10 protein-coding genes are annotated in these 12704 nt (G+C 66.0%); 6 read left to right on the top strand and 4 right to left on the bottom strand.

Annotation, left to right across the window (positions count from 1 at the left end):
• The first annotated feature begins 8 nt into the window (after positions 1 to 8).
• Complete coding sequence (locus tag ACQR03_RS23865; protein ID WP_315751999.1) at positions 9 to 467, top strand: cupin domain-containing protein; 459 nt, start codon at positions 9 to 11, stop codon at positions 465 to 467.
• Positions 468 to 585: 118 nt separating this feature from the next.
• Here the strand turns inward: ACQR03_RS23865 and ACQR03_RS23860 are convergent, their stop codons facing one another.
• The 4 genes from ACQR03_RS23860 to ACQR03_RS23845 form a co-directional block, all read right to left on the bottom strand.
• Positions 586 to 1833, bottom strand: a complete 1248-nt coding sequence (locus ACQR03_RS23860) for a flavin-dependent oxidoreductase (RefSeq protein WP_434841946.1) — start codon at positions 1831 to 1833, stop codon at positions 586 to 588.
• A 53-nt stretch (positions 1834 to 1886) separates the two neighbouring features.
• The gene (locus ACQR03_RS23855) at positions 1887 to 4235 is read right to left on the bottom strand and encodes a bifunctional salicylyl-CoA 5-hydroxylase/oxidoreductase (protein ID WP_434841945.1); all 2349 of its coding nucleotides are present in this window, start codon (positions 4233 to 4235) and stop codon (positions 1887 to 1889) included.
• 87 nt (positions 4236 to 4322) lie between these two features.
• On the bottom strand, positions 4323 to 5159 hold the full coding sequence (locus tag ACQR03_RS23850; RefSeq protein ID WP_315715614.1) for an enoyl-CoA hydratase family protein: 837 nt from the start codon (positions 5157 to 5159) through the stop codon (positions 4323 to 4325).
• Positions 5160 to 5207: 48 nt separating this feature from the next.
• A complete protein-coding gene (locus tag ACQR03_RS23845) occupies positions 5208 to 5969 on the bottom strand; it encodes an SDR family NAD(P)-dependent oxidoreductase (RefSeq protein ID WP_315715613.1) in 762 nt (253 codons plus the stop codon).
• 170 nt (positions 5970 to 6139) lie between these two features.
• Here ACQR03_RS23845 and ACQR03_RS23840 point away from each other — a divergent pair, with 170 nt between their 5' ends.
• From ACQR03_RS23840 to ACQR03_RS23820, 5 genes are read left to right on the top strand one after another with little or no spacing between them, the layout of a single operon-like run.
• On the top strand, positions 6140 to 6967 hold the full coding sequence (locus ACQR03_RS23840; RefSeq protein WP_316174704.1) for an alpha/beta fold hydrolase: 828 nt from the start codon (positions 6140 to 6142) through the stop codon (positions 6965 to 6967).
• The gene (locus ACQR03_RS23835) at positions 6967 to 8253 is read left to right on the top strand and encodes an acyl-CoA dehydrogenase family protein (RefSeq protein ID WP_316193351.1); all 1287 of its coding nucleotides are present in this window, start codon (positions 6967 to 6969) and stop codon (positions 8251 to 8253) included. Before ACQR03_RS23840 ends, ACQR03_RS23835 begins: the two co-directional genes overlap by 1 nt.
• Before the next feature lie 2 nt (positions 8254 to 8255).
• Positions 8256 to 9770, top strand: a complete 1515-nt coding sequence (locus ACQR03_RS23830; protein ID WP_434841944.1) for a class I adenylate-forming enzyme family protein — start codon at positions 8256 to 8258, stop codon at positions 9768 to 9770.
• A 19-nt stretch (positions 9771 to 9789) separates the two neighbouring features.
• A complete protein-coding gene (locus ACQR03_RS23825) occupies positions 9790 to 10884 on the top strand; it encodes an NAD/NADP-dependent octopine/nopaline dehydrogenase family protein (protein ID WP_316164298.1) in 1095 nt (364 codons plus the stop codon).
• Positions 10881 to 11867: a 3-hydroxybutyryl-CoA dehydrogenase gene (locus ACQR03_RS23820; protein WP_316186873.1), complete on the top strand. Its 987-nt coding sequence runs from the start codon at positions 10881 to 10883 to the stop codon at positions 11865 to 11867. The genes ACQR03_RS23825 and ACQR03_RS23820 overlap by 4 nt, the downstream gene beginning before the upstream one ends.
• Positions 11868 to 12704 lie beyond the last annotated feature (837 nt).

Genomic DNA, 12704 nt, shown 5'->3' with positions numbered 1-12704 from the left:
AAAACGACATGAACCATCCGGAAATCGCCGGCATCACCCGGGCCAATGAGGGCATCCAGGGCATCTCCTGGAACATTCTCGGCCAGGTCTATGTGCCGAAGAACCGCACCGAGCACAGCTTCTCCTGGCACGCGACGTTCCCGGTCGGCACCTTCGTGCCGCCGCACATCCACCCCGACCAGGACGAGTATCTCTACATCCTCGAAGGACGGCTCGACTTCTTCCTGGATGGCGCCGAGGAATACGCCACCGCCGGCGACACGGTGCGGCTGCCGATGGGCAAGCCGCACGGCATCTTCAACAAGTCGCAGCAGACGGCAAAGACGCTGTTCTGGGTGTCGCCGACGCGGCGGCTCTACGAGCTGTTCTGGGCGATCCACAACATGCGCGAGCAGAACCCGGACGACGTGGTGAAGCTCGCCGCCGAGCACAACATCCACTTCCTGCCCCCGCCTCCGGGGGCGTGAGCCGGATCTGGCGATTGTTTTCGAACTGTCGCGCAGAACGCAGCGCGCTCCCTCTCCTCGTCCTCACGGGGAGAGGGCTGGGGTGAGGGGCAGCCGTTCGGGCAGTCTCAGATCGTTGCTACGACGCCTGCCGCGTTACCATCCGCGCGGCAAAGCCGGCCCGGCTCGCATAACCGCGCACGATACCCTCTCGGGCCTCGTAGTTGAGGATGGTGTTGATGTCCGTGAAGCCTTGCGGCGCGAGCTGCTCGACGGCATCGATGACGCCCTCGGGGCCGCCGCGGCGGTTCGACGCGACGATCTCGGCGGTCATCGGCAGCCGCTTCTGCTCATAGGCCATCAGCGCCTGGCGCGGATGCTCGGAGCGGGCCAAGGCATCGGCGAGCGCGCGGGCATCGAGAATGGCCTGCGAGGCGCCATTGGAGCCGACCGGGTACATCGGATGCGCGGCATCGCCCAACAAGGTGACGCGGCCGCTCGACCAGTACGGCAGCGGATCGCGGTCGCAGCAGGGATATTCCCAGAACTCCGGCGTCGCCCGCACCATCGCGGCGAAGTCGACCTGGGGAATGGAGAAGCCGTTGACATGCGGCATCAGCTCATCCGTCTTGCCGAGCCGCGACCAGTCCTCACGCCGCGGCGGCGCGGTGTTGGCATCGCCGATGCGCACCAGCACGGCCCAGTTGGTGAGGCGGGTCGCGGGGCTCGAGCCCTCGGCGATCGGATAGATCACCGCCTTGGCGTTCAGGCCGCCGGCGATGATCATCGACCGCCCGGTCAGGAACACCGGCCAGTCGGTGGCGCCGCGCCACAGCATCAGGCCGTTCCAGCACGGCGCGCCCTCATTGGGGAACAGCGTCTGCCGGACCTTGGAATGAATGCCGTCGGCGCCGATCAGGACGTCCCCGCGGACGGTGTGAACATGAGCGCCGGTGCGATCGAAGAAATAGGCGGTCACACCGCCCTCGTCCTGGGTGAACGAGCCGAGCCGGCAGCCGGTGTGGACCTTCTCAGGCCCGAGCCGCTGCATCACCGCCTGATGGATCACGCTCTGCAGACGGCCGCGGTGAATCGAGAATTGCGGCACGTCGTGGCCGGCGTCGAGCCCGCGGGTCTCGTGCCAGACCTCCTGGCCGCGCCGAGTCAAGTAGAACAGCTCATAGGTCCGGATGGCGACTTCGTCGAGCCGGTCGAGCAGCCCGAGCTGGGCGAGCTCCCGGATCGCGTGCGGCAGGGTGTTGATGCCGACACCGAGCTCGCGGATTGCATCCGCCTGCTCGAACAGCTCACAGTCGATGCCGCGCGCCCGCAGCATCAGGGCCGTGGTCAATCCGCCGATACCGCCGCCAACGATGATCGCCTTCATCGCCTCTACTCCACTCGCACTTCTCGTACCGGGCAGCAGCGTGGCACGGAGCCTTACTCCGCCGCAAGCGGCTTCGCAGCCTCGGCCTTCAGCTCGGCCCGTGTTTTCGGCTTAGCCTTAATCTTCAGCTCCTCGAAATCCTGCCGGTCGCGGACGCTGTTGCGGAAGATCTGCTCCTTGCCCGGCAGATATTGCGGCGGACAGAACATGTCGGCGCCGTACCAGGCCGCGGCCTTCATCGTGAAGGAGGGGTCGACCAGATGCGGACGGCCGAGCGCGACGAGATCGGCGCGGCCGGCGGCCAGGATGGTGTTGACCTGGTCGGCCGAGGTGATGTTACCGACGCACATGGTCGCGACATCAGCCTCATTGCGGACCTGATCGGAGAACGGCGTCTGGAACATGCGGCCGTAGATCGGCTTGGCCTCGCAAACGGTCTGGCCGGTCGAGACATCGACGAGATCGACGCCGGCCTCGCCGAACGCGCGGGCGATCAGCACCGCGTCGTCACCGGTGACGCCGCCGTCGGCCCAGTCGGTGGCGGAGATGCGCACCGACATCGGCTTGTGCGCCGGCCACGCCGCGCGCATCGCCGCGAACACTTCCAGCGGGAAGCGCAGCCTGTTCTCCAGCGAGCCGCCATAGTCGTCGGTCCGCTTGTTGGTCAACGGCGAGATGAAGCTGGCGAGCAAATAGCCGTGGGCGCAGTGCAGTTCGAGCATGTCGAATCCGCAGCGGTTGCCACGCTCGGCCGCAGCGACGAAGTCGGCCTTGATTGCATCCATCGCCGCGCGGTCGAGCTCGCGCGGCACCCGGCTGTCCGGGAAGTACGGCAGCGGCGACGCCGACACGATGTCCCAGCCGCCCTGCTCCAGCGGACGGTCCATACCGTCCCACATCAACTTGGTCGCGCCCTTGCGGCCGGCGTGGCCGAGCTGCAGCGCGAACTTCGCCCGCGAGTTCGCATGAACGAAATCGACGATGCGCTTCCACGCCGCTTGCTGCGCATCGTTCCAAAGGCCGGCGCAGCCAGGCGTGATACGCGCATCGCGGCTGACGCAGGTCATCTCGGTGAACAGCAGGCCAGCGCCGCCGATCGCCCGCGAGCCATAATGCACGAGGTGGAAATCGCCGGGCACGCCCTCCTCGGCCGAGTACATGCACATCGGCGACAGCACGGCGCGGTTGGCGAGCGTCATCTCGCGCAGCTTGAGCGGCTGGAACATCGGCGCGACCGGCTTGTCGACATCGACGTCAAAACCCTTGGATCGCACCTGGCGCGCGAAGGCCTTGTCGACCTCGGCCACGAAGTCCGGCGCGCGCAGAGTGAGATTGTCGTAGGTGATCGCTTTCGAGCGCGTCATCACGCCGAACGCGAACTGAACCGGATCGAAATCCCAGAAGCGGTCGACGTGCTCGAACCAGACCAGCGACACGTCGGCGGCGTGCTGGGTCTTCTCGACCTCCTCGCGCCGGCCATGCTCGTAAAGATCGAGCGCCGCCGGAATGTTGGGCGCGCGCTGCATGGCGTCAGCCAGCGCGATCGCGTCCTCCATCGCAAGCTTGGTGCCCGAGCCGATCGAGAAATGCGCAGTCGACTTGGCGTCACCGAGCAGCACCATGTTGTCCTTGACCCAGCGCTTGTTGCGGATCATCGGGAAATTGCGCCACATCGAGCGGTTGATCTGCAGCGGATGATCGCCGAGGAACCAGCCGAAGATCTCCTTCATGCGGTCGGCGGACTGCCGCTCGTCGAGCCCGGTCAGGCCGGCCCGCTCAAAAGTCTCCGGATCCGTCTCGAAGATCCAGGTCGAGTGCCCCGCCTCGTATTGGTAGGCGTGCGCGATGAACGGACCCCACTCGGTCTCCTGGAAGATGAAGGTGAAGGCATCGAGCGGCTTGGTCGAGCCCATCCACGCGAACTTGTTGGCGCGCAGATCCACCTCCGACTGGAAGTGATCGACGTACTTCTGACGGAAACGACTGTTGATGCCGTCAGACAGGATCAGGAGATCCGCATCAGCGAATTGCGACTCGTCCTCGAGGTCGACCTCGAACTGCAGGGTCACACCCAGCTCGCGCGCTCGCTCCTGCAGGATTCGCAGCAGCGTGCGGCGCGAGCAGCCGCAGAAACCATTGCCGCCGACCCGGTGGACCGTGCCGCGGAAATGCACGGCAATATCATCCCAGTAGGCGAACTCCTGGGTGATCCGCTGGTAGCTCGGCAGATCGTGCTTCTCGAAATTGTCGAGCGTGGCGTCGGAGAACACCACGCCGAAGCCGAACGTATCGTCGGCGCGGTTGCGCTCGTAGACCGCGATGTCGGCGCTGGGCCGCTGCTTCTTGAGCAATATCGCCGCATAGAGACCGGCAGGTCCGCCGCCGATGATCGCGATCTTCATGAGCGCCTCCACTGGAGAGCCGAGCCAATGAAAATTATTTTAGACCTAAAATATCTCCTGGCAAGTCCCTTCGGTTCCCGCAGCAGCTCAATTCCCCTGGAAGACCGGTTTGGACTTGGCGGCGAAGGCTTCGAAAGCGCGATTGAAATCCTCTGTTGTCATGCACAAGGCCTGGGCAACTGCCTCCGCCTCGATCGCCTCCTCCACCGACATCGCCCATTCCATGGCCAGCATGCGCTTGGTCATGGTGTTGGCGAAGGTTGGACCGTTCGCGATCTCGGTCGCCAGCGTCACCGCCTGGGTCAGCACTTCGGCCGGCGCAACGATACGGCTGAAGAAGCCCCAGCGCTCGCCTTCGTCCGCGCTCATGAAGCGGCCGGTGTAGAGCAGCTCCGAGGCGCGCGACTGGCCGATGATGCGCGGCAGGATCGCACAGGCGCCCATGTCGCAGCCGGCAAGGCCGACCTTGTTGAACAGGAAGGCGACCTTGGCACCGGTCGTGGCGAGCCGGATATCCGAGGCCATCGCGACGATCGCGCCCGCACCGGCGCAGATGCCCTCCACGGCAGCCACGACCGGCTGAGGACAGGCGCGCATCGCCTTGACCAGATCGCCGGTCATGCGGGTGAACGCGGTCAGGCCCTTAGTGTCCATCTTCACCAGCGGACCGATGATCTCGAAAACGTCGCCGCCGGACGAGAAATTGCCGCCTGCACCGGCCACGACGATCGCCTTGACGTCATCGTCGAACGCGCAGGCCCGGAAGAAGTCGGTCAGCTCGCGATAACTCTCGAAGGTCAGCGGGTTCTTGCGCTCGGGCCGGTTCAACGTCACGGTCGCGACGCGATCCTTGACCGCAAGCAGGAAATGGCTGGGCTTGTAGTCCGCCAGCGGCACGGTGACGGGATTGGCCGGTCTCGACATGTAAGCTCCCTCTGTTCAACTGTCTTCGTTAGGCCAGGGCGCTGCGGCTCACACTTCGCCGCCGGCAACCGCGATCGCCTGCCCTGTGATCGCACCGGCACCGCTGCCGCACAGCCACAGCACGGTGTCGGCAACCTCCTGCGGCGTGATGAGACGCCCCTGCGGATTGTGCTTGGCAAGTTCGGCGATCGCTTGCTCCCGGCTGCGGCCGGTCTTTTTCATGATGTTGTCGACGCTTTCCGCGACAAGATCGGTATCGGTAAAGCCGGGACACACGGCATTGACCGTGACGCGCGTCGCGGCCAGCTCCAGCGCCAGCGATCGCGTGAGGCCGACGACCGCATGCTTGGCCGCGGTGTACGCGCTGACATAGGGATAGCCCTTGAGACCCGCGGTCGACGCCACGGCGACAATCCTGCCATAGGGCCTGCCCTTCATCGCCGGCAGCACCGCCTGCACGGCGTGGACGACGCCCATGAAGTTGATGTCCATCATGCGGTGGAACAGCGCGGTGTCGGATTTCAGGAACGGCGCCGATTCTGCGCTTCCCGCATTGGCAATCAGGATGTCGATCGGCCGACGCGCGGCGGCGCTTGCGGCTGCGGCATTGAGCGCCGCCGGATCGGCAACATCGGCGATTGCGGCGTGATCCGCGCATCCGGCCGCGACCGCCTCATCGAGCGTTGCGCCGTTGCGACCGACGATCGTCACGGTTGCGCCCGCAAGCTTCAAGGCGCGCGCGATTTCGCGGCCGATGCCGCGCCCGCCCCCCGTCACCATCGCATGCGCGGCTTGCGGAAGTCCGGACATGCGTGCGCCTCCTCTGATTTCGTTGGCAGGTCTCGACGGGGAAGTTATTTTAAACTTCAAATTTTTGCAACAACACGCCGGAAGCGGCTTGACACCTCGGTTACCGCGACTAGCGTTCAAGGGCCCGGAGCGAGCAACGTAGCGGCCTCGGGCATATCTCGGAGGTCTGCGTGCCTGCGTCGCAAATCTTTACCACGAAGGACGGCCGCTTCGGCTACGAGGCATCGGGGACGCCCGAGCAACAGAGCGTTGTGTTCCTGCACGGCATCGGTGGTGCCGCGCGCGCATGGCGTGGTCAGCTCGATTATTTCGGCGAGCGCTGCCATGCGGTGGCCTGGGACATGCCGGGCTATGGCCGATCCGCACGGCTCGACATGGTCAGCATCACCACGCTCGCCGCTGCGCTTCAAGATTTCCTGATCCAGATCGGCGCCAAGCAGCCGATCCTCGTTGGTCATTCCATCGGCGGAATGATCGTACAGGAATGGCTGACGACGCATCCGCAGGCCGCGGCAGCCGTGGTGTTGGCTCAGACCAGCCCGGCCTTCGGCAAGGCCGACGGGGACTGGCAGAAATCGTTCATCGAGGCGCGCCTCGGCCCGCTCGATCGGGGCGCGACGATGGCGTCGCTGGCGCCGGACCTGGTCAAGGAGTTGGTCGGCGACGATCCCGATCCGCGCGGCCTTGAAATTGCAACCTCCTGCATGGCCGGCGTACCCGAGGCAAGCTATCGCGCCAGCATGCTGGCCCTGCTCGGTTTCGACCGGCGACAAGCCTTGAAGGACATCAAGGTGCCGGCGCTGGTGCTCTCGGGCTCGAAGGATCGCAACGCGCCGGCGCCGATGATGGAGAAGATGGCGAGCTTCATTCCTTCGTCCGACTACGTCGAACTTCAGGGCGCCGGTCATCTCGTCAATCTCGAACGGCCCGGCGATTTCAACGCCGCACTCGATACGTTCCTGACGGCACGTGCAACACCAGCGACAGCGGAGAGATGATGACGATCCCGGTCCAGAAGACGGCGACAGCCTCCGGCGAAGCCCTCGATGCTCCGATGTTCGATCCGGCGGCATATCGGCTCACGGCCGAGCAGGCCGACATCATCGCACGGGCCCGGGAACTCGGGCAGAGCGTGCTGGCGGGCCGCGCCGCGACCTGGGATCGCGAGGCGAGCTTTCCGACTGAGAACTACAAGGACCTGCATCGCGCGGGCCTGCTCGGCATCTCCGTTCCCAAGGCTCTCGGCGGCCTCGGTGCGGGCTACCAGACCTATGCACTCACCGCCGCCGAGATCGGCCGCTATTGCGGCGCCACCGCGCTGACCTGGAACATGCACGTCTGCTCGACCCTGTGGTCCGGACCGCTCGCCGACGATCTCGACATGGACGAGGACGTCCGCGCCGAGCACGAGCGGCGGCGCGCGATCCACTACAAGCGCATCGTCGACGACGGCGCGATCTATTCGCAGCCGTTCTCGGAGGGCGGCGCGGCGGCAGCGGGCGGCGTCGCGTTCGGCACCGAGGCCAAGCCGGTCAAGGGCGGCTGGCTGATCAACGGCAAGAAGATCTTCGCCTCGCTTGCCGGACACGCAGATTATTATGGAGTGCTATGCACCGAAGTCAGCGAGGGTGAGAAGGCGTCCCGCCGCAACACGCTCTATCTCGCTGTGCCGGCGAAAACGGAGGGCGTCTCTGTCGTCGGTGACTGGGATCCGCTGGGCATGCGCGGCACGGTGTCACGCACACTGCTGTTCAAGGATGTCTTCGTTGCGGAGGACGCCGCCTTGATGCCGCGCGGCGTCTACTTCCAGGCAGCGATGCGCTGGCCGCACATGTTCATGACGCTGTCGCCGACCTATATGGGGCTGGCGCAGGCCGCGTATGACTTCACCGTCAAATATCTGCGCGGCGAGGTGCCGGGCATGCCGCCGGTCAAGCGGCGGATGTACCCGACCAAGCAGATCGCGGTCGCGCAGATGCAGATCAAGCTGGAACAGATCAAAGGCATCTGGTTCCAGGCCGTCACTGAGGCACGCGCCAATCCGACGAAGGAGCAGGTGCTGCGCGCCTATGCGGCGCAGTACTCGGTGATGGAGGGGGCCAATGACCTGGCGGCGCTCGCCATCCGCACCTGCGGCGGACAATCGATGCTGAAGACGCTGCCGCTGGAGCGCATCTATCGCGACAGCCGTTGCGGCTCCCTGATGTTGCCCTGGACCGCGGAATTGTGCCTCGACCGCATCGGCCGCGAGGCACTGTACGAGCCCGGCGAGACGGACGACTGAGCGTGGACCTCTGCAGCCTGATCGAGCGCAATGCGGCGTTCACGCCGGACAAGCCGGCGATCCATTTCGATGGCGTAACGCAGAGTTATGCCGATTTCAGCGAGCGCATCGCGCTGATGGCGCGCGCGCTCAAGTCGGAGTTCAGCGTCGGACGTGGCGACCGCGTCGCGATTCTGAGCCTCAACCGGCCGGACTATCTGGTCCTGCTCTATGCCTGTGCGCGGCTCGGCGCGATCCTGGTGCCGTTGAACTGGCGGCTTGCAGTGGCCGAGCAGGTCTTCATTCTCTCGGATGCTGCCGCCAAGGTGCTGGTGCTGGAGCAGGCGTTCGCGCCGGTGCTGCCGGCGCTGGCCGAGAGCCACCCGGAGACAGCGCCGGTCGGCATCGACTTTGCCCCGGCCGACGGACTGACGCTCGATGAACTGCTGGCGCGCGGTCATGGCGACGACCGCAACCCGCACATCGATCTCTCCTGCCCGCTGCTGATCGTCTACACCTCGGGCACCACGGGCCGGCCGAAGGGCGCGGTGCTGCGGCAGGAGGCGCTGCTGTGGAACGGGGTGATGAGCCAGCACATGCATGGCCTGACCTCCGATGATCACGTACTGACGGTGCTGCCGCTGTTCCATGTCGGCGGCCTCAACATCCAGACCACGCCGGCCCTGCATCACGGCGCCACCGTCACGCTGCACGCCCGCTTCACGCCGGATTCGACGCTGGCAGCGATCGTCAACGACCGGCCGACATTGACCGTGCTGGTGCCGGCAACCATCCAGGCCGTCACCGAGCATCCCGATTGGAACGCGACGGACCTGTCCTCGCTGAGAGCTGTTGCGACCGGATCGAGCATCGTGCCGCCAGCGCTGATCGAGCGTATCACGGCGCGCGGCGTGCCGGTGCTGCAGGTCTATGGCTCGACCGAGACCTGTCCGATCGCGGTCTACACACGGCTCGGCGGCGACCTCTCGCGCGCAGGCTCGACCGGCCTGCCCGGGCTGTGCTGCGAGGCCAAGATCATCGACAAAGACGGCGACGAGCTTCCGGCGGGCAAAGCGGGCGAGATCGCCGTGCGCGGGCCCAATTTGTTCTTCGAATATTGGGGCAACGCCAAAGCCACGCAACAGGCGATCCATGACGGCTGGTACCGCACCGGCGACATCGCCCAGCGCGATGCCGAGGGGCACTTCTTCGTGCTCGAGCGCAAGAACAACATGATCATCTCGGGCGGAGAGAACGTCTACCCAGCCGAGATCGAGCGCGTGCTCCGCGAGCATTCCGACGTCGTCGATTGCGGCGTGATCGGCCGGCCCGATCCGCGCTGGGACGAGGTGCCGGTGGCGTTCGTCGTCAGGCGCCAGGGCTGCGCGCTGGACGCCGAGACCCTGCGCGCGCATCTGCAGTCGCAGCTCGCGCGCTTCAAGGTGCCGCGCGACATCGTTTTCGTCGACGACCTGCCGCGCACCGCGCTCGGCAAGGTGCAGCACCATCTGCTGCGCCAGATCGACGGCCCCAAATAAGCGAGACGGAGACGCGCTCTTGAAAATTGCAGTGCTCGGCGGCGGCAACGGCTCCTTTGCGGCGGCAGGCGATTTCGCGCTGGGAGGTCACGAGGTCCGGCTGTGGCGCCGCGATGCGGACGCTGTCGCGCAGCATCGCGCGGCGGGCTCGACGATCGTCGTCAAGGACGTCAATGGCCGGCATGAGGCGCGGCTCGCGCTGGTCACGACCGACATCGGCGAGGCTATCAGCGGTGCCGAGCTGATCCTCTGCCCGGCGCCGGCCTTCGCGCAAGCCGACATCGCCCGCCTGCTGGCGCCGCATCTCGCCGATGGGCAGGTCGTGTTCCTGCCCCCGGCGACCTTCGGCACCATGATCTTCGCAGCGGCGGCGCGCGAGGCCGGCAATGAAGCCAGCGTCAGCTACGCCGAGACCGGCACCCTGCCCTGGCTGACGCGCAAGCACGGCCCGTTCGAGGTTGCCATCACCATCCGGGCCAAGCGGCTCCCGGTCGGCGTGTTTCCTCTCAAGACGGCGGAGCACGCGCTCGCGGTGATCGGCCGCGCCTTCCCCGGCGTGACCGAGCCATGCGGCGATGCGCTGTCGGGTGCGCTGATGAATGCCGGCTGCATCATCCATCCGCCGCTGATCGTGATGAATGCCGGCCCCATCGAGCATTTCGAGCGCTGGGACATTCACAAGGAAGGCACGCAGCCCTCTATCCGCCGCGTCACCGACGCGCTCGATGCGGAGCGGATCGCGGTGCGCGAGGCGCTCGGCTACGGCGCGCCGCATTTTCCGCTGGCGCATCACTACGCCAAGGAGGGCGAGATCTGGATGTATGGTCGCGGCTCGCACGACCGGTTGACCGATTCCGGCGATTGGCGCGAGCAGCTCGTGCTGACTGAGCACCGCTACATGCGCGAGGATCTCAGGCTCGGCCTGTCGTTCCTGATCTCGGCCGCCGAGCTGACCGGCACGCCGACGCCGCTCGCCCGCGCCTTCCTGGCCATCGGCGGCGCGATCTGCGGCGAGGACTTCATGGCGACGGGACGTACGCTCGAAAGCCTCGGCTTGGGCGGCCTCGACCGAGCCGCGCTACAGGCGCTGTTAAGCGAGGGATTTGCGGTATGAGCGCGCGCGGTCATATTGCCTGCCTCGGTGCCGGCCGCATGGGCCGCGGCATTGCCGTTGCCTTCGCCTATGCCGGCCATCCCGTGACGATGATCGACATCAAGCCGCGCACGGCGGAAGAGTTCGCCAGCCTGCAGCGCGATGCGCTCGGCGAGGTCGGCGCGACATTCGCGACCTTGGCGCGGCTCGGGATGCTGCAGGCCGCTGACGCCAACAAGCTGATGGACAAGATCGCCGTCGCGCCGGCCGGCTCGAGCGGCGATGTCCTCGCACAGACCACGCTGGTGTTCGAAGGCGTGCCGGAGATCGTCGACCTCAAGCGCGAAGTGCTGGCTGCGGCGTCGCGCGCGGTCGCGCCCGACGTCATCATCGCCTCGACGACATCGACGATCCTGGTCGACGATCTCTCTGGTGCGGTGGAGCGTCCTGAGCGCTTCCTGAATGCGCACTGGCTCAATCCAGCCTATCTGATTCCGCTGGTCGAGATCTCGCCGGGCAAGGCGACCGATCCCGATGTCACCGCGGGGCTGAAGGCGCTACTGGAAGACATCGGCAAGGTGCCGGTGGTCTGCGCGGCGACGCCGGGCTTCATCGTGCCGCGCATCCAGGCGCTCGCCATGAACGAGGCGGCGCGCATGGTCGACGAAGGCGTCGCCAGCGCCGAGGAGATCGACAAGGCGATCCGCTACGGCTTCGGCTTCCGCTACGCGGTGCTCGGCCTGCTCGAATTCATCGACTGGGGTGGCGGTGACATTCTCTACTACGCCAGCCGCTACCTCGAAGGCGCGCTGGGCAGCGACCGCTACCGCGCACCCGAGGTGATCGAGCGCAACATGGCCGAGGGCCGCATCGGCCTGCGCACCGGCGCCGGCTTCCTCGATTATTCCGGGATGGACGTTGCGGCCTATCGCGAGCAGCGGCTCGGCGCGCTGGTCGAGATGCTGCGGCATTTCAAGCTCGCCCGGCCGCCGGTGGTGGATTGAGGCGGAGCACGCGGCAGCAACGGAGCCGTGAGGTGGGCAAAGGCGCGCCACGCCGTCGCCGGATCGTGACGATCTCTCGCGCGCCGTGCCCACCAGTCGCGCCGATTGCGTGGATCTACGGTGGGCACGCAACCGCCCTGCGGGTGGCCGCTTTGCCCACCCTACGGCTGCGGTGATCTTCGCCTCTCGCGAATGTTGACCGCAACGACATCAACGAACTCCGACGTCGTCCCGGCGAACGCCGACGGCGGTGGGTGGGGTGGGTTCACGGCTCAAACAGCGGGCCAAATAAACAGCTACGACATAACTGGTCGTTCTCGCGGCGCATCTCGCCCGAGTCATGCATCGAATGGGTCCCTCGCGAATCATGCAGAGGGCGCAGGGAATGCCGGGTGAAGGCCTCACCCATGGCCCGCCTGCGAAAAAAAATGCAGGCGGCAGGTACCACAGGCAAAGCCGAACACGCCGGCATTCCCTGCGCGATGGGTCTAACGCTTATACGCAGTCTCCCTGGTGCGCCGGGCTTGTTGGCCACCATCACCGCGCGGCACTCAGGCCGACGCGACTTGATACCAGCATCGGGGTATCAGGACGCTGCGACTTCACGTCCGCGAGCGATCGTTCGTCCGCGCCCTCATGAGAAGACGCTGCGATCTCTCGCGGCCATCGCATCCCCACCTCGCGTGTCGTGACGATCGCGCGCAACGCCCCTCCGCAGTGAGGCGGGATGCAGAGAGAGAACCATGATTTCCGAAAAATAGCAAGAAGATTATTTTTAACAGAATAGCGGGATGATTCTGTCTCGGCGCTTGTCATTTGGGCCGGCCCGCCCCGTGA

It is taken from the genome of Bradyrhizobium sp. HKCCYLS3070, assembly GCF_051167575.1.
GTDB lineage: Bacteria > Pseudomonadota > Alphaproteobacteria > Rhizobiales > Xanthobacteraceae > Bradyrhizobium.
Note: the sequence above shows the minus strand (reverse complement) of the source record. Positions and strands in the feature narration are given on the sequence as shown.